Source organism: Pyxidicoccus sp. MSG2, from assembly GCF_026626705.1.
Taxonomy (GTDB): Bacteria; Myxococcota; Myxococcia; order Myxococcales; family Myxococcaceae; genus Myxococcus.
Window position 1 is genome coordinate 13089207 of sequence record NZ_JAPNKC010000001.1, and the last position, 17253, is coordinate 13106459.

Sequence of the window (17253 nt, forward strand, 5' to 3'; positions counted from 1 at the left end):
AGCGCCGGATCTCCCCGAAAAACAGGGAATCGACGAGCGCGACAACCTAGCAGGCCTTGGGCATGACGAACGTCAACTTCCGGTTGTCCTGCTGATTGGTCATCCGCGTGCGTCCGGCCCCCGTGGGTCCCTGCGCGGTGGGAGGCCCCTGCCACAGCTCGGCTCGCAGGAGGCGGTCCAGGTCAAGCCGACGCGGCATGAACCGAGCTCCCCATGGTATAGACGCGGCTGCATCTTCCGGGTCCTCATCATGGCGTTCTTCGGCTGCTGCGGGCCCGTGTGGATGAACCTGGGCAAGTCGGCGACGAAGCCCGCGCAGACACCACCCGCGCAGGGACAAGCCGCCCCGAGAGGACGAGGACGCTCCGGGTCAAGGAGGTCGCCTGGGAGCACACCGTCAGCATCGAGCGCTACCACCACCAATGCAGGGCGATACCAGTCGACCAGTGAGGTTCAATCGTGGCGATAAAGCTTGGATGGTTTGCTGCACGAACGGACGCAGATCTCATCCCCGTCTTGCAGAAGTTGCGACCGCGAGCCGCGAAGGGAGAAATTCCAGAAGGGTTTCGAGTCGCGCGGTGCGTGGCAGCTGAAAAACCGGGTGCGCTCGGGACACTCAAGGGTCTCTTCAAGAAGACTCCACCCGTCCCCGTGTTCACGAGCGCGGTGCTGCTTGGCTGGGAATTTCTCGCGGTGTCCCACTGGGCTCAGGCGGTTTCCCAGGAACTGAAGTGCGTGACCGTGTCGTTCTTCGTGTTCGAGGGGACCTGGAGCTACTCGATCTTCGACCTCGGAGAAGAACTCGCGGGGATGGCCGTCTACTCGCTGCCCGAGCCCACCCTCTACGGGAATGTCGAGCGGGCCGCTTCACTGTTCGGAGTCGAACCCGACCTGTTCCGACGTTATGAGGCTGCGCTCAGGTCCGCGGTCATCGAGGACGGCGAAGAACCATCCCCTTTCCCGGGCGACACGTATCCACCAGACGACGAGTGGGCTCACGTCGACTTCGCGCGACGCCTGGGCGGCATCAGCTATCCAGATCCAGGCGAAGGGACCGAGTTTCGCTGGGACGAGGCAGCGGCCCCCATCAACAACACTTCTTGGATGGGTTTGCCAGCGCGGCTTCCGCTGCCAGAGCAGCCACCTCGGCCGGATGCCAGGGAAATTGATTTCGACAACTTCCCGTCGGGGGACGATCCCTTCTGATTCGACTGCCGGAGCGCCTCCTCTAGGAAATCACCTTCACCGGATCCGCCACGCCGGCCCGCGCCGTCGCGGTGGCCAGGGCGCGGACGTCCCTCGAGAAGGCGGAGAGGAACGGCGGCAGCGCGCCCCGGGCGATGTCCGCCGGGTCGAGCATGGTGGCCCAGTACTGCTTACCGTCGCCAATGGCGATGCGCGCCATGAAGGCGGCCTCCTTCTGTGCATCCACCCCGAGCGCGCGCTCCCCCTGGAAGGGCGTGAGGGAGAAGAGCCGGTAGAGGTCGATGAGCCCATCAATCCGTCCGGCCAGCTTCTGGAGCAGCTGCCGGTTGTCCGTAGGCGCAACGAGGTAGGTCGAGCCCTTTCCTCCCTTCTCCTCGGGAGGCAGGGAGATGCCGGCCATCTCTTTCGGGTCCACGAGGACGCTGAACTCGGAGCCAGGGTGGCTGGCCTTGTCCGACAGGGTGAAGTGCCGCAGCGGCGGGCGGGCGCCCTGCGACTTGATGCTATCCGGAACCAGCTGCATGCCCAGCGCGCGCATGTCCAGGAGCAGTTCCAGGAGCTCGGCCGGAAGCCCCTGCTGCTTCAGCTCCTCCGCGCCGTACATGCCCGCCCAGCGCCTGCCGTCTTCGAACAGCGCACGGATGTGGATGGAGGGCGTGCGCAGCGTGTGGGGCTGGAAGGCGTCCTGGGCGCGGGGGGACGGAAGGCCGGGCAGGCCGGCTTCGAGCACGCGCTCAGCGAGGTGGTCGAAGATCGAAGCTGTGTCGTTCCTGTCCTCATCCAGCCGGTGCTCGACTCCCACGAGCTGGTTGGGTGAGTAGGGATGGAAGACGAAGACGATCCGCCGCCCGAGCGTGGCGACGAAATGGAGCGGGTGCACGTTGTCGATGATGTGCAACGAGGTGAGGCGCGGTGTGGTGACGGTGGGGACGGCCGGGCCACGGGTGTCCCGCAGGGCCGCGGTCATCGCGAACTCCACCGCGGGGTCCGGCTCATCCGCGGGAGGCAGGGGCTGGGGAGGAGGAGGCGCCGCATTCCCCATCGCGGGCGCGCTTCCGCCAAGCGAGAGCGTATCGCTCGTGCCGCGCTTGCTCCCAGACATCACGAACACGGCCACACCCGTGGCCACGACCGCCAGGACGAGTATCAGCAACATCACGCATACCCCCTCGTAGGGGCGCGGAGCCTTCCAGGGGCCGTGGCGCGCTGTCAAACAGACAGTGGTCTGCCCGGTGTTCAGATTCCTCGGGGCCATGGGTGCCTCCAGTCTTCACCAGGACGTCGCCGAGGATACGTGACATGTCAGGTGGGCCCGCCGGACGAGGCCTGACACGTCAACGGCTCGCTTCAAGGCGGGTGCCGTGCACTGGCGCCCTCGCGGCGTTCCACGCGCGCGCGTGGCTCTCGGTTTGCACAAAGCGCTTCGAACTTGAACTTCGAGGGGTCGATGCGCTTCGTGCTTGGAGTCGTTGTCGCGGTGGGACTGCTGGGCTGTGGTGGTTCGGAGGTGGAGGGCGTCGATGCAGTGGAGAGCCTCGGCCAGGAGATTGTCGGAGGGGTGGAGGCGCGACCGGGGAGCCACCCCTGGATCATCAGCTTGCAGCAGTACGGAAGCCACTTCTGCGGAGGCTCGCTGATTCGGACAGGCACGAAAGAGGAGTCCGACATCGTGGTCACGGCCGCGCACTGCGTCTACGACGGCACGTCCGGTTTGACGGCCTCCGCGGGTGCTCACGATCTCCGGAATCCAGGGGCGGGTGTCCAGACCGTCCAAGGAGTGACGACGAAGTACCATCCGGCATACGACCCGGACACGACGATGAACGACATCGCCATCATCAAGCTCGCAAAGCCCATCAAGTTCTCCACCACAGTCCAGCCCATTGCGCTCCCGCTCTCCGGGGAGACCGTCCCAGACGGTGCTGACGCGACGGTGGCCGGGTGGGGCCTCACGCGCGAGGGCGGAGCTGATGGTTCCAATATCCTGATGCAGGTGTCGGTCCCCATTGTCGGGAGCCAGGAGCTGGCGGCTGCCTACCGCGCCCAGGGTATCCGCATCAACGCTCATGCGATGATCGGGGCTGGGTATAAGCAGGGGGGCAAGGACGCTTGTCAGGGCGACAGCGGGGGGCCGCTCTTCCTTCGCGGAGCGGACAAGAAACCCGTGCTCCAGGGGATCGTGAGCTTTGGCGTTGGCTGTGCGAGGCCAAGCCTGCCCGGCGTCTATACCCGGGTCTCCAGCTATATCCCTTGGATCAAGAATCAGATTCGCATCCTGAGCAGTACGTCGAAGTAGCAACCCGGGTGCACAGCCCCAGCGGCACCCGTCCGCGGCCCTCCTCCCCCCTCTGGACCAGCCCCCTTCAGCAGGGGGCCCCATGCGTCCTATGCGCTGTAGCAAGTACGCAGCGCAATCACCGTCGTGGCGCTGTCATGCGCGGGGTCCCACGCGCGAGCGCTTCGTCAGTAGTTCGTGTTGAGCGAGCCGTTGGTCACCCTGAGGTATGTACAGATGCCGTTCACGTCCCATCTCACGTCGAAGAAGCCCCGGGAGCTCAGGGCCTGCTCCCAGAGAGACGAGACGGTCGCGTCTGGAATGCAGGTGTAGACGGTGTCGGTGGTGGCGCCCGGCACGGTGGCCCGGGCATAGAAGCTCCGGTTGCCGGCCAGGTCATCACGGAATGAGGCGGAGGTGGTCGCCGCGGCGTCCTCTCGGAAGCCGATGAAGTTGCCAAAGCAGCGGCCCGAGCCATCCGCGGCCTTGGCGCAGGACACGGTCCTCAGCTGGAGGCCCGCGCTCGCGACGGAAGCGATGCCGAGGGCGGCGAGCGCCACCACCGGGGACAGCGACTTCAGGGAAAGAGACTTCAGGGAAAGGGACTTCGTCATGGTCTTCTCCTGGATGGGATGACTTCCGACAGCAGGACCTTGGGGTGAGGCGCTACGGCAGCCCGTCGGCCTGGTCGGAAGGAATGAGTCGGTTCTGGTTGATGGCGACAACGAGCCTGCGTCGGAGCTCCTCGGCCTCGGCGCGGCCGCGGAGTTGGGAGAGCTCGTGTCGAATCTCGAGGACATCCTCCGCCGTCATGCGCCCGCTGGAGACGACCCGCTCCACCAGCGAGCCCGCGCGGGCCACGGACTCGTGCTGCTCCTGGGACAGCGGTGGAGGCGGGGCGGGAGGCGCCGCTTCGCGTGAGCCCATGGCGAGCGCCCCGGACTCCTTCAGCAGGGTCGCCATCCGCTGGGCAATGGCATCCAGGTCTTCAGCGGTGGGCCGTGCGGAGCCCGAGGCCAGGGACGGAGGAATGCCCGCGGAGAGACTCCCTGAAGGACTGTCGGTGACGTGATTCATGGCCTGGACGACCCGGCGCAGCGCGGCGACCTCGGTGGAGAGTTGCTGCATGCGCAGCTCCTGGGCCTGCTGCCCCTGGCTCATCGCGAGCCAGCAAGCCACCGCGCTGCCCAGGGCTGATGTCAGGCCCAGGAACCCCATACGCAAGACATGGGCGGTCATGGCGGCTCAGAAGTGGGAGTACTGACTGCCGTTGTTCAGGAACAGCGAATAGCATTCACCCAAGGCGTTCCAGTAGATGGAGAAGTAGCCCTGGTGGTTCATGGCCTTGCTCCACTGTGCGCCCGTCACTGCGTCAGCCGTGCAGTTGAAGTACTCCGTCGTCGTGCCGGACGTGAGGGCCGCATTGAAATACAGAGCGGAAGTGCTGGTCCGGGTGAAGGATGCCTGGGTGTTGGCGCCGGAGTGATTTCGGAAGCCAAGGAGGCTGCCGTAGCACCGCCCCGAGCCATCCGCGTTCTTGTAGCAGTTCGCGGATTCCGTCTGGAAACCGGCCAGGGCCGCGGGGGTCGTCAGCAGTGTCGCGAGACAGACGGCTGCCGCCAAGGTCTTCGAGGTATGACTCATGTGGGTTCCTTTTCTGGAGCTGGCCAGGACCCGGGCTCATGCCCGAATGCCTGGCTGAGAGAAGTGACGTGAAGTCCTTCGCTCGAAGCAGAGACTAAGGACAGGGTCTGACTTCGCGATGCCCCTGCCGCGTCCCTGCTATCCTGTTGCATCTGGGGCCACGAGGTCTGGAGGGCTGGATGCGCACGCGACATGGGGTGCTCGGGCTCGTCGTCCTCGCAGCACTCACGCTGCTGGGCCTGTGGCTGCTACGCGGCGGCGTGCAGTCCCGGTCCGATGCGCCCTCCCCGGCCCGGGCGGCCCATCCCCAGGGCTCCGCGTCCTTCCATCGTCCGTCCCCCCAGCGCACTGCTGAAGGCCCGCGCCTGCGCGGCACCGTGGTGGACCGCTTGGGTGCTCCCGTGTCTGGCGCCCGCGTCTCCGCCACGTGGCCGGAGCCCGGACAGACGCTGTCGGAGCGGCCCTGTCCCAGGGACGCCTCGGACTCCGAGGACACCCCGGGCCAGAAGCTCGCCGCCTGCATGCCGCTGGCGAGCGACCTCGTCCTGGAGCTCGTCGCCGCGCGCGAGGGCGAGGTCCCCATCCTCGCCGAGGCCACGACCGCCGACGACGGAACCTTCGTCCTCGAAGGACTTCCCGCGGGCCCGCTGTCGCTCTGGGTGCTGAGCGAGCACGGCGCGGACCTGCGCTCCGGCATCCCCGCGGGCACCGAGGGCGTGACGCTCATCATGGGCCGGGGCCGCGTGGTGGAGGGCACCGTCCGTGGCGAAGGCATCCCCCTGGCCGAGGTGCGGGTGACGGTGTTCGACGCCCGCAACACCCGCTTCTTCGACGCGACCACCGGCGCGGACGGTCGCTTCCGCGTCGGCCCGCTGCCGCATGGCGACCTCTACGTCTTCGCCGCCCACGAGGGCTGGCTCCCCGCGCTCGTGCCGGCCGACGAAGCGAAGGAGGTGACGCTCCACCGTCCGCGTCCACTCACCGGCCGCGTGGTCTCCGGCCGGGCCCCCGTGCCGGGCGTGGAGGTGCGCATGCGCCCCAGCGTGGACCTTGCTGACGCCGCCCGGCGACTGGCCATCACGGACGCGGAGGGCCGCTTCACCTTCATGTTGCCCACGGACGACGAGTACACGCTCACCGCCTCGCACGACGGGCGGTACGCGCTCGCCCGTGTGGAGCCCGGCGCGTCGCCTCCCGAGGTCCTCCTGGAGCTGGGCAGTGCCCTCCACGTCGAGGGCCGCGTGTCCGACGACGCACGGCGGCCCGTGGCTGGCGCTCGCGTGGCGCTGTACCCGGAGGGAGACTCCCCCATGGGACTGGAGACCGTCACGGACACGGAGGGGCGCTACCGCCTGGGCCCCGTGGAGCCCGGCACCTGGGCCTTCGCGCTGCAGGCCGACCGGTACGTCGACCCACCGGAGATGCTGAAACGCACGCTCGCCCCCGGCATGGGCCCCCTGGACTTCACCCTCGCCCGCGCGAGCGCCATCACCGGCAACGTCACCGACGCCGAAGGACGTCCCGTGCGGGGACTCGAGCTGCTCCTCATGCGCCCCACGTCGGACGACGACGAGCGCCTGATGGAGACGTCGACGGACGAGGACGGCCGCTTCGTCCTGGACGCGGAGGCTCCCGGGGACTTCGTCGTCGCCGTCCGCGGCTCCGACCACCTCGACGCCACCTTCCGCGTCCGCGCGCCGTCCGAGGACGTCCACCTCACCCTGCGCTCTGGTGCCTCCGTGAAGGGAACCGTGGTGGATGCGGACGGCCTCCCACTGGAGAACTTCCTGGTGGAGCTGCTGGACCCCGAGCTGGACGAGGAGGTGAACCGGGACGCGTTGACCGACGCGCGGGGCTGCTTCCAGCTCCGGGGCGTGAAGCCCGGCCGCTACGTGCTGCAGGCGGCGATGGAGGACCAGGGCTTCATGCGCAGGCCCTGGCGTGAGGTGGCGCTGAGCGACGGCGAGCAGGCGGAGGTGGAGCTGCGACTGGCGCCGGAGCGCAGCCTGTCCGGTGTCGTGGTGGACGGCTCGGGCCAGCCCGTCGACGGAGCCCTCATCCGAATCCATCCTCCCGAGGAGGAAGTGCCGCCATGGAAGCGGGAGGGCCGCAGGCGCCTGGACGGACCGCCCCGAGGCATCCTCAGCGGCCCGCACGGCCGCTTCACCGTGTGGCACCTGGCGGAGCCCGAGTACAACGTGGCCGCGTCGAAGGACGGCTACAGCTTCTCCGCCGGGAGCTCGGTGGGGGGCGGGCCCGTGGAGGGCGTGGACCCGCTGCTATCCAAGGTGACGCCGTGGCTCCGCGTCGGCCCCGACACGCTCCAGGTGCGCCTGGTGATGGAGCGACGCGCCCACGTCTCCGGCCGGCTCGTCGGCCCCGATGACGCGCCCCTCCGCCGCGTCCACTTGAACGACCGGCTCGTGGAGGACCCCACGGGCGCCTTCACCCTGCCCCTGAAGTCGGAGGGGCCCACACGACTTTCCTTCTATGCGGCGGGGCTGCCTCCGATGATGTTCGAGGTGGAGCCGCGCGCGGCGGGAGCGGACCTGGACCTGGGCCGCGTCCGGATGCCGGCGGCGCGCACGGTCCGCGGCCGGGTGCTCGACGCGGAGACGCGGGCCCCGGTGGAGGAAGCCCACGTCTACAGCACCACCCGTCCCGGCAATGGCTCGGTGGAGCGCTTCCTGGGGGCCTCTGACATGACGGACGCGGAGGGGCGCTTCGAGCTGTCCCCCGTGGACACCTCGCTCCCCTTCACCCTTCATGTCGTCGCGGAGCGCCGCTATCTGCGGCGGGAGCTCACCGTGGCCCCGGGAACGGAGACGCTGACGGTGCTGCTGACCCAGGGCGCCGCCGTGGAGGTGACGGTGACGGACCGGAAGGGCCGGCTCCTCGAGGCGGTCGTCGGGTTCAACTGTGACGTCGGCGGCTCCGTGAGCGGCACCGCCAGGGGAGGACGGCTCGTCCAGCGCGCACTGAGTCCCGGCCCGTGCACGGTGAGCGTGGAGCCGCCGAGCACGGACGACGGGAGCCACGACCGGGCCCGCTTCCTTCCCCAGCGCGTGGTGGTGCCCGTGAGCGGCCGGCTTCCCCTCACCTTCCAGGAGGCCGAGGGCGGTGCCACGGTGAAGCTGCGCTCGCCCGACGTCAAAGGCTGGAACATCCTCCTGCACCCGGGCAGCGTGCCTCCGCCAGGGAAGGTCTCGGAAATGCTGCGCCTGATTTCCCTGGACCTGCCTGCCGTGAAGTCAGCGGACGAAGCCACCTTCCTCCACGTGCCCGGGGGCCGGGCCACCGTCTTCCTCCTGGGTGGCTCGGAGAACGGGACGCGAGTCCACGCCGAGGAACTGGACATCCCCACCGGAGGCACACTGTCGCGCGAGCTCACTCCCGTGTGGCGACAGGTCGAAGCGGACTGACGTGTACTGGCAGTAGAAAGCGTTTGAGTCCGAGCCGCGATCAATTTGCTGCTTTCTCGAACTTCACGTTCTTCGCTCCCCAGTTCGAGATGCGGAAACCGGTGACGATTCCGTTTGAGCTTCGGACGAATTCGATCTGGACGGGGAATTCGATCGTGCCTGAGAATTTGTCCTTCCCCGCGTCGATGAGGGCGATGTCGCCGTATCTGATGTGGGAGAGGAGCAATTTTCCGCTCGCGACTTTCGCGCGGTACGCCGTGTCCAATTCGGCGTTGTAGAACCTGCCTTCGAAATCCCTCAGGCTGACATTCGGAGCTACCGTCGGACTCTTCGCAGCCGGAGCGGCGTTCGGGACGGGGGCGGGCTGAAGATCTTTCAGATACATTTCGGCAACCTTCATGCTGGTGTCCGCGTTCAGGTAATGTTCGTCGTTGCTCAACGCGATGACACCCAATCGCTGCTCGGGGAAGCGCCCGAGAAAAGATCGAAACGCGGCCGCGTGCCCGCCGTGACTGTAACGCTTGACGCCCCTCTCGTTCCAGAGGATCTGCCCTTTCGCGTGGTAGCCCGGGTTGCCGTCGGAGACCGCGTAGACGACCCGCTCGCCGTTGTCGAGCAGCGACGGTTCGTTGAACCTGCGTATCAACTCGGCATCGCCGACGACCGGTCTCTCGAAATTCAGCACCCACTTCGCCATGTCCTCCACGGTGGTGTAGAGATTTGACGGGCCGTCGACCGAGTTGGTCAGGGGCATTTTCTTGTAGGTACCGCTGACCAATTCGTAGGAGTCCGCTCGATTCCGGACGAGCTTTTCGAAGTCGTCGTAGAACTGCGTGTCGTTCATCCCGAGCGGTTCGAAGATGTTCTTCTTCGTGTACGCGGCGAACGACTGCCCGCTCGTTCGCCTGACAATTTCCGCCAGCAGCGTGTAGCCGGAATTGCTGTAGAGGTACTGGCTGCCGGGCTCGAAGTTCAACTCCCTTTGCCGGCACAACATCCTGATGACCTGCTCCGTCGTGGTGGCGTCGGCGGACTTCCACCCGGCCAGGCTCATCACCGCGGATTGGTCTTTGACGCCGCTCGTGTGTGCGAGGAGGTGCTTCAACCTTACCGTCTTGCCGTAGGCCGGTAGTTCCGGAATGTATTTTCTGACGTCATCCTCGAGCGAGACCTTGCCTTGCTTCTCCAGAAGGTAGATCGCGAAAGCGGTGAACTGCTTTGAAACCGAGCCGATCTGAAACACCGTCGTCGTGGTGATCGGCACGTCGAGCTCGAGATTGGCCGTTCCGTAGCCTTTCTTGAAGACAATATTCCCGTCTTTGACGACCGCCACCGCGACCCCGGGCGTCGAGGCGTTGTAGTTGGAGAATATCCGGTCGATCTCCCCGCCGACGTCCGCACCGTTCGTTTGCCCGAGAGCGGGCGAGGCGGCGATGAAAAGCAATGCAATGGAAAAGAGCGTTCCAGGGGACGAGACGATCTGGGCCTCCGTGGTGGGTGCTGCGAGGCACTGTGCCTGCCCGCCAGCGGCCCGTGCGGCCCGTTCAGCCAGCCAGCAGCTCCGTGCAGCGAACGGGCCCTCCGCTGCAGCGAACGGGCCCTGGTCCACAGCAAGGGCTGAAACTCCGGTTGGGCGCGACGAAACTCTCGTTGCCACACTTCCGGTGCGCGGGAGCGAGAGTCCGCACCGCGCACCGGAAGACAGGGCTCAGAGGTTGGTGATGTAGCTCAGGGTGAAGAGCGAGTCCGTGAGCGTGCCGGTGGGGTTGCGGCAGTGGACGGTGACCTGGGTTCCCCCAGCGCCAGCCGAGCCCCAGCTACCGACATTGCAATAGAGGTTGGTGCCGCCGTAGGCCGTCACCATTGCGCTCGTCTTGTTGAACGAGGCCATGTTGGGGATGGTGACGACATACGTGCCCGTGCTCGGGTGGGTGGCCGTCAGGGTGTTGCCCAGCGAGTGCCACTGGTACGAGAGGGACGGCGTGTGGGAGGCGGCCGTGGCGTCGCTGCTCCACGCGTACGCGCCGAGCTGCCCGTCGTTCGCGACGTGCTGGTCGGTGTAGCGCATGCTCCAGAGCGTATCGACGGGGCTGCCCGCCGAGTCGAAGCACCGGACGTTGACGACATTCGTCGCCCAGCTGGACACCTTGCAGTATTCCGAGCTGGAGCCGTAGGCGGTCACCTGGACGTTTCCGCCCGTGGTGGTGAAGCCGGGCAGCGTGGCGCTGTAGACGCCCACGCTGCTTCGGCTGACGGTGTTGGTGCCGCCACGCGAGTTGTAGGCGTACTGGAGGGAGGGCGTGTAGCTCGCCGACGTCGGCTCGTTTGCCCAGAGGTAGGCGCCCTGCTCCGGGTTGCCAGCGCCCGCGCGGTAGTACTGCGCGACGAAGGTGGTGTCCGCCGCCACGCCCGCCGGGGTGTGGCATTGGACATAGACATGCTCCGTGGTTCCGGAGGGTACCCAGCTCGCCGCCTTGCACCGGTTGGCGGAGCCGTAGGCGGTCACCTGGACATTGCCGTTGGACTGGCCGAGGCCCGGCATCTCGACACGGTACTGGCCGGTGCCGAGGCGGGTGATGGTGTTGCCGCCGCCGGTGGAGTTGAACGAGTAGGAGCTGCTGGGCGCGTAGCTCACGGACGTCGGCTGGTCCGCCCAGACGAAGCCGAAGGCGGCGGGGATGATTCCGCGGATCCACGGGAGGGCGACGTCGACGCGCGAGCCCGTGGCGGCGCCGGTGTTGATGCCACAGCCCGCCGGCGAGTTCGTGTGGGTGGCCACGAGCTGGAAGACGCCGCCGACCTGGGTGAACACCGAGCCGCCGCTGTCTCCGCCGCACATCTCCTCGGTATTGACGTTGAGGTAGAAGAGGTCGAGCGCGCTCGAGCCCGTCACCCGGAACTGCCCCTCCTGCATGTTGTCGGGGGTGGTGTTGTCTTCGATGCGGCCCCAGCTGGCCGGCGTCACGGCGGCGTTGACCGCCGGAATCGCCGTGGCGAGCTGCACGATGGGGGCGTTGGACGGCGTGGCGAGCCGGAGCAGCGCGAGGTCATTGGTGTTGTTGAGGAAGACCTCGGCACCCTGGATGACCTGGCCGCGGCTGGTGTCGCTGATGCGGGTGCGGTTGAGCGACGCCCAGATTTCGGTGGCCGAGAACTCCCCGGCGGAGATCGTGCCGTCGAGGTTGGCGTCGAAGCAGTGCTGCGCCGTCAGGACCCAGCCTGGAGCGATGTGCGAGCCACTGCAGGTGCGATTCGCGGTCGAGGTGGCGGAGCTGGTGTGCAGCGAGACTGCCCACGGATAGGTGCCGTCGGGAACAGCCGTTCCCCGGGCAATCTCGTGCGGCTGCTCCGCCAGTTCGTTGCTCGAGGGCTCTTCGCCCTCGGGCACGCCGCACCCGACACTGCCCGCGAGCAGGGCCAGGACACTCCACTTCATGCTCTTCATGGTTCTTCCCCTATGGTTTTCGGAGCGCGTTCCGTCATGCGCGAGCAGCAACGTGTTCGCGTGTGCAGCGCTCGTGCACCGCGCGGGTGAGATCGGAGAGTGCCGCCGGGGTTCTGGGTGTTGCTGGCATGACCACACCCTGAACGGGGCTCGGCTGACTTTTCCCTCACCCCTTCGAGCCGTAGGGCTTCGCTCTCCGCGGCCCCACCCGATCGGAGTGACTGCTCAGCCTCGTCTTGCGACCGCTCACCCGGGGTTCCCCGAATCCCTGACTGCCGGGCCGTAGCCTGCTTCTCGTCATCTCCCATGGAGGAAGCGGATGAATGCGAGGCCTGTCAGACAGCCGGACCCGATGCAGGTGGCCCCTGTGCTCCCCCCAGCGCGGAAGGGCACGCCGGTACCGCGCACGGTGCTGTTGGTGAATCCCTTCTATCCCAAGGACGTGAACGCGAGCTTCGGCAAGCACGTGCTCACGCCCACGCTCGCGCTCACCAGCCTCGCCGGAGCCACGCCCCCCGAGTGGCGCGTGCGCTACTGGGATGAGAACCTGCTGCAAGGCGCCCCGCCCATGGAGGAGGTGCCGCAGGTGGTGGGCATCAGCGTGCACCTCACCTTCGCCCGGCGGGCCTATGCCCTGGCCGCCTGGTTCAAGGCGCACGGCTGCATCGTGGTGATGGGCGGCCTGCACGCCCTCTCCTGCCCGGACGAGGTACAGGCGCACGCTGACTCCATCTGCGTGGGCAACGGCGTGCCCGTCTGGCCGCGGATGCTGCGGGACATCGAGCGCGGGGAACTCGAGCCCCGCTACAGCGCCGAGTACCGCGACTACGCCGCCGACCCTCCTCCGGACCGGAGCATCCTGCCGGACCATGGCTTTCTCACCCCCGCCTCGCTCATCGCCACGCAGGGCTGCCACAACCGGTGTGACTTCTGCTACCTGGCCACGGGCGACACGCGCATCAAGTACCAGATGCGCACCCCGGCCCAGGTGGCCGAGGACTTCCGCTCCACGGGCGCGCCCTATGGCGTCTTCGTAGACAACAACCTCGGCTCGAGCCGCCGCTACCTGCGCGAGCTGTGCCAGGCCCTGGCCCCGCTGGAGAAGATCTGGAGCGCCGCCGTCACCCTGGATGTGACAGACGAGCCTTCCCTGGTGCGGGAGATGGCGCTCGCCGGGTGCACGGGGGTCTTCATCGGCTTCGAGAGCCTGACCGACGACAACATCCGCGCGGCGGGAAAGAAGAGCCCGCGCGCCGAGGACTACGCGCGCCGGGTGGAGGTGTTCCACCGCAATGGCATCCAGGTGAATGGCAGCTTCGTGCTGGGCTTCGACCACGATCGGCCGGAGGTCTTCGAGAACCTGGCGCGCTGGATAGAAGACACCCGCCTGGAGTGCGCCACCTTCCACATCCTCACGCCCTATCCGAACACGCCGCTGTTCCGCCGCATGGAGGCCGAGGGGCGGCTGCTGCACCAGGACTGGTCTCTCTACGACACGGCGCACTGTGTCTTCCGCCCCAAGCACATGAGCCCCGAGGAGCTGGAGGCCGGCTATGCGTGGATCTACCGGCGACTCTTCTCGCTCTCCTCCATCTGGGCGCGCAGGCCCCGCCAGGCCAGCGCCGTGCTGCCGTATCTGGCGATGGCGCTGCTCTACAAGCGCAGCAACTTCCTGTGGCGCTTCCTCATCCGCCACCGCCTCACGCACAAGATGTGGTCGCCGCTGGTGCGCCTCACCCGCCTGCGCCACCTGCGCTACCGCCGGCGGCTGGCGCGCGAAGGCTCGCTGCCCGGGCACATGGTGTCCCCCATCCGCCCCAGCGTGTAGCAGCCAGCATCTTCGTCACCGCCAGTCGAAGGCTGGAGTCACAACGGTACATGGATCGAGACTCCGTCCCGACCGGAGCTCCAGTCGCGCAAGTACTTGTTGAGCTCGCCGTAGAACGACACCGACACCAGTTCGGCCACGGAAAAAAGCTCGACGAGCAGCGCTTCCACATTTCCGTTGTGCGTTTCGGCCGCGTCAGCGTCGACGTACTCCTCGACTATCGAGTAGTGACCCGGCCGCTGGGTGACAAACCACTGATAACGCAACGTCCCCGGCTCGTCCGCGGCGGCGGAAGCCAACGCCCGGGCGAGCCGAATGAACTCCGACTCATTGTCAGGCCGCTGCACCCGAAACTCACACTGCACCAGAAGAGTCATCCGATGAGGATAAGGCGGAAAACGCACATGGACTACAGGCGGAATGGGGGCCCTGTTTGAGAGGGCGGGCTGTGCGCCGGGCCGGAGCAGAGGCCTTTCGTCACCCGGGCACGCCGCCTATAGAGTGTGGGTGGAGGCGCTCGCACATGGACGGCTCGGTCTGCGGCATCTTGACGGTCCTCTTCCTCGTCACCCTCCACTACCTGGCGAGGCAGTCCGCAGATGACGAACTGGTGGAAGCAGCCCCCGCCTGGATCGAGTTCGCCCGCCGCCATGAGCTCCGGTACAACGAGCTCAACATCTGGGGCCGCTTCAAGGGGTACGCGCTGCGTGTGGACACCGAGCAGCACAAGTCGACGAGGTCCAAGTTCAACCTGACCCGACTGGTCTTCGCCGTCCCCGCCCTGCCCCGCACGGTGCTCATCGAGCCCGACTACCGCTTCAACGAGTTCCCCATCCGCCAGGAGCACGCCACGCCCGAGGTGACAGCGCTGCTGCAACACCCCTCGGTGCGGGAGCGCTTCTCCGTCGCGGCGAACACCTACCGTGAGTTCACCATCCAGAACGGGCACATCTCCGCGCAGCGCAATGGCCGCGTGCCCGTCACCGTGGAGGAGCTGGAGTCCTTCATCGAGCCCGCCTTCCAGCTGGCCCGAGCGCTCGACGAGGCGGCGCGGTCCGGCACACCTACCAGTCGTTCCGGGTGACGCGGGAAGAGCTTCTCGAAAGCACCAGCGGGGTGAGACGCCGGAGCCCGCCGGGGAGTTCCGGGCGTCGTGATTTTTTGCATCTTCGACTGCATCTGCATCCCGATAGACCTTCGAGAAATCCCGTTCAAGGTGACGTTCCAGTAGCGCGCACAGCGACGGGTTCCAGTCACGGTGACGCGGGTACGACCGTCCACGCGCGCTCGACGGTCGCCGAGCCCCAGGTGAGGTGAACGGTCGACTTTCCCGGCGCGATGCCCTCCAGACACAGGCCGTCGGAGAAGGCCTTCCGGCTGAACACCAGCGAGTCACCGCTGAGCGCCACGCGCGGTCGGGTGGGCGGCTGCCCGAGAATCACCACGCCGCCCACCCCCAGCGGAGCGAGCGCCGTCACGCACTTCGCCGTGCCCCCCGGCAGGGTCTGCGCCTCCAGACCCCGGATGTCTGTGATTGCCGAGGCATCTCGCACCTGGATGGTCAGGGTGTCCGCCCCGAGGGGAGACGACACGGTCAGCGTGTGCGGCACCGCCCCGGAGGCCAGGGCATCTGGAGCGCTCACGCTGGAAAGGGCCTCGGGGGTATCGGTCGCGACGCGCAGCGGGGCAATGCCATGGAGCACGGTGCCATTCGCGCGCGTGTAGCTCGCCGCCACCGTCGCCTTCGAGCGGACGAACAACTCCACCGACGGACCCCGCTGCGCCGGACTCCCGGCCTCCGCGCGAAGGGTATAGGCGATGCGGTCCACCTTCCGGGCTTCGACGTCGAGCTCGCCCGTGTCGTCGAGGTTGGCAGCGTGGAACTCCAAGCCGTGCGTGCCCTCGGCCAGGGGCTTCACGGTCAGCACCATCTTGGAGCCCACGCAGGTCCCGCCCTGGAGGGCCAGCCCCGCGCTCGGCCCGGGCGGAAAGACCGTCCAATCCCACGCGGGGTCCTGCTGGAAGGTGAGCTTCTGCGGCGGCCCCAGGGAGATGGGCACCGGCGACAAGCCCAGCTCCAGCGAGAGCAGGAGCTTCGTCGTGAGCCCCACCCCCACGAGCTGGTCCTCACCCAGGACACCTCCATCGGGGACGGGGTCGCGATGCTCGATGCGCCAGTCGGAGTCGATGTAGCAGTCCCCATCCAGCAACCAGGGGTACTCGCACTTTCCGTCGGAGACGCTGCCGGGACAGTCGCCGCCGCGAGGAATCTCCGCCACGAGCTCCGTGCCCCCATCCGGAATCACCGACCCGACAACGGGCGGCGTGCCTTCCTCCACGCCGCCCGCGGAGAACGAGCGCGTCAGGCCGCGCCCATCCGAGAGCCGCGCGTCCACGTCGCACGTCTCCCGGCCCACCAGCTCGAACCGGAAGGCACGGCCCGCGAGGCCGAGGGGCAGTGGGCCGGCAATCTCCACGCCCGACAGGACCAGCGCACACTGATTCCCCGCCGCAGTCACCGTCGCCTTCTCACCGGGGGCATGGACACAGACGGAGTGCCCTCCCGCCGTGGTCCCCAGGACGATGGCCCGCGGCTGCTTCGCGCGTGCGGGCTCCTCGGTCAACGTGAGCTCCAGCATCTCCGGGGCGTAGACGAGGAACTCCAGGGTGCCACCGCCCACGAGCGCCCAGGAGTACGCTCCGGGCTCGGCGGGTGCGCGGGCCTCGCCCTTCCCATCCACCTGCTGCGTCAGCACGAAGCCCGGCGCATCGACCAGCGAGACGTCGCCCACCGTCAGCGACGTGTCTCCAGCGCTCGCCTGGAGGTCGAAGCCGAAGCGGCTGCCCGCGGGGACCGGATGGACGGCGCGGTAGCCGAACTCGTCGCAGTGGACCGAGACGCGCGTCTGCGTGACGGTCATCGCCTGGAACCAGGCCTCCACGGTGTGGGGAGTGCCGCTCGGGTCGAGGTATTCGACGGTGAGCCGTCCCCTTCCCTCGGCCTTCGCCCTCATGCGGATGAGCGCGGCGCCAGCCTCGACCCGTTGCTCCCCCAGCTCGATGCGGTCACCCGACATGGAGACGCTGACCAGCGTCTCGACGTCCTCGTCCGGGCAGACCCTCAGCGGAGGGGAGCCCACGAGGCACTCGCCAACGGACACGAGCACCTCCACGCCCACGGGAAAGGTGAGGACCGGGACGTCGTCCTCCTCGTTCCCCGGGCCCGCGCGGCCACAGCCCACGGACGAGACCACCAGGGCCAGCAGGAGGACACAGGCGGAACGGAGCATGCACCCATTCTATGCGAGCCCGGAACGGAAAGCCGAGCTCGCCTGCCCATCGGTACGAGGTGCGCTGCCTGGAGGACCAGGGAGAGCCCCGCCTGCATCGCCGACCGAGCGGATGTCGCCGAAAAATCGCCCATGAATTGCAA

General features: G+C 67.6%; 14 protein-coding genes. 5 read left to right on the plus strand and 9 right to left on the minus strand.

What is annotated here, in order from left to right; all coding sequences use genetic code 11:
• Positions 1–46: 46 nt before the first annotated feature.
• Positions 47–199: a hypothetical protein gene (locus tag OV427_RS49460; protein WP_267863248.1), complete on the minus strand. Its 153-nt coding sequence runs from the start codon at positions 197–199 to the stop codon at positions 47–49.
• A gap of 383 nt (positions 200–582) precedes the next feature.
• Here OV427_RS49460 and OV427_RS49465 point away from each other — a divergent pair, with 383 nt between their 5' ends.
• Positions 583–1206, plus strand: a complete 624-nt coding sequence (locus tag OV427_RS49465; protein ID WP_267863249.1) for a hypothetical protein — start codon at positions 583–585, stop codon at positions 1204–1206.
• Positions 1207–1228: 22 nt separating this feature from the next.
• Here OV427_RS49465 and OV427_RS49470 read toward each other — a convergent pair whose 3' ends face one another.
• Positions 1229–2362, minus strand: a complete 1134-nt coding sequence (locus tag OV427_RS49470) for a hypothetical protein (protein ID WP_267863250.1) — start codon at positions 2360–2362, stop codon at positions 1229–1231.
• A 291-nt stretch (positions 2363–2653) separates the two neighbouring features.
• Between OV427_RS49470 and OV427_RS49475 the strand changes: the two genes are divergently transcribed.
• On the plus strand, positions 2654–3502 hold the full coding sequence (locus tag OV427_RS49475; RefSeq protein WP_267863251.1) for a serine protease: 849 nt from the start codon (positions 2654–2656) through the stop codon (positions 3500–3502).
• A 167-nt stretch (positions 3503–3669) separates the two neighbouring features.
• Here OV427_RS49475 and OV427_RS49480 read toward each other — a convergent pair whose 3' ends face one another.
• The 3 genes from OV427_RS49480 to OV427_RS49490 are packed head-to-tail and all read right to left on the minus strand — an operon-like array spanning position 3670 to position 5125.
• Positions 3670–4095 (minus strand): hypothetical protein, encoded by a 426-nt coding sequence (locus tag OV427_RS49480; RefSeq protein WP_267863252.1) that lies wholly within the window; start codon positions 4093–4095, stop codon positions 3670–3672.
• A gap of 52 nt (positions 4096–4147) precedes the next feature.
• Positions 4148–4720, minus strand: coding sequence for a hypothetical protein (locus OV427_RS49485; protein ID WP_267863253.1), 573 nt, complete (start codon positions 4718–4720; stop codon positions 4148–4150).
• Between the two features lie 6 nt (positions 4721–4726).
• Positions 4727–5125, minus strand: a complete 399-nt coding sequence (locus tag OV427_RS49490) for a hypothetical protein (RefSeq protein ID WP_267863254.1) — start codon at positions 5123–5125, stop codon at positions 4727–4729.
• A gap of 179 nt (positions 5126–5304) precedes the next feature.
• Between OV427_RS49490 and OV427_RS49495 the strand changes: the two genes are divergently transcribed.
• Positions 5305–8547, plus strand: coding sequence for a carboxypeptidase-like regulatory domain-containing protein (locus tag OV427_RS49495; RefSeq protein WP_267863255.1), 3243 nt, complete (start codon positions 5305–5307; stop codon positions 8545–8547).
• A 40-nt stretch (positions 8548–8587) separates the two neighbouring features.
• Here the strand turns inward: OV427_RS49495 and OV427_RS49500 are convergent, their stop codons facing one another.
• A complete protein-coding gene (locus OV427_RS49500) occupies positions 8588–10156 on the minus strand; it encodes a serine hydrolase domain-containing protein (protein WP_267863256.1) in 1569 nt (522 codons plus the stop codon).
• A gap of 99 nt (positions 10157–10255) precedes the next feature.
• The gene (locus OV427_RS49505) at positions 10256–11992 is read right to left on the minus strand and encodes a S1 family peptidase (protein ID WP_267863257.1); all 1737 of its coding nucleotides are present in this window, start codon (positions 11990–11992) and stop codon (positions 10256–10258) included.
• A 319-nt stretch (positions 11993–12311) separates the two neighbouring features.
• On the opposite strand from OV427_RS49505, the gene OV427_RS49510 reads away from it, so the two are divergent.
• Positions 12312–13820: a B12-binding domain-containing radical SAM protein gene (locus OV427_RS49510; RefSeq protein ID WP_267863258.1), complete on the plus strand. Its 1509-nt coding sequence runs from the start codon at positions 12312–12314 to the stop codon at positions 13818–13820.
• Between the two features lie 38 nt (positions 13821–13858).
• Here OV427_RS49510 and OV427_RS49515 read toward each other — a convergent pair whose 3' ends face one another.
• Complete coding sequence (locus OV427_RS49515; RefSeq protein ID WP_267863259.1) at positions 13859–14197, minus strand: putative quinol monooxygenase; 339 nt, start codon at positions 14195–14197, stop codon at positions 13859–13861.
• A 146-nt stretch (positions 14198–14343) separates the two neighbouring features.
• Between OV427_RS49515 and OV427_RS49520 the strand changes: the two genes are divergently transcribed.
• Entirely contained in the window at positions 14344–14904 is a 561-nt protein-coding gene (locus OV427_RS49520; RefSeq protein ID WP_267863260.1) for a hypothetical protein, read from the plus strand.
• A 169-nt stretch (positions 14905–15073) separates the two neighbouring features.
• Here OV427_RS49520 and OV427_RS49525 read toward each other — a convergent pair whose 3' ends face one another.
• Complete coding sequence (locus OV427_RS49525; RefSeq protein WP_267863261.1) at positions 15074–17110, minus strand: hypothetical protein; 2037 nt, start codon at positions 17108–17110, stop codon at positions 15074–15076.
• Between the last annotated feature and the right edge of the window lie 143 nt (positions 17111–17253).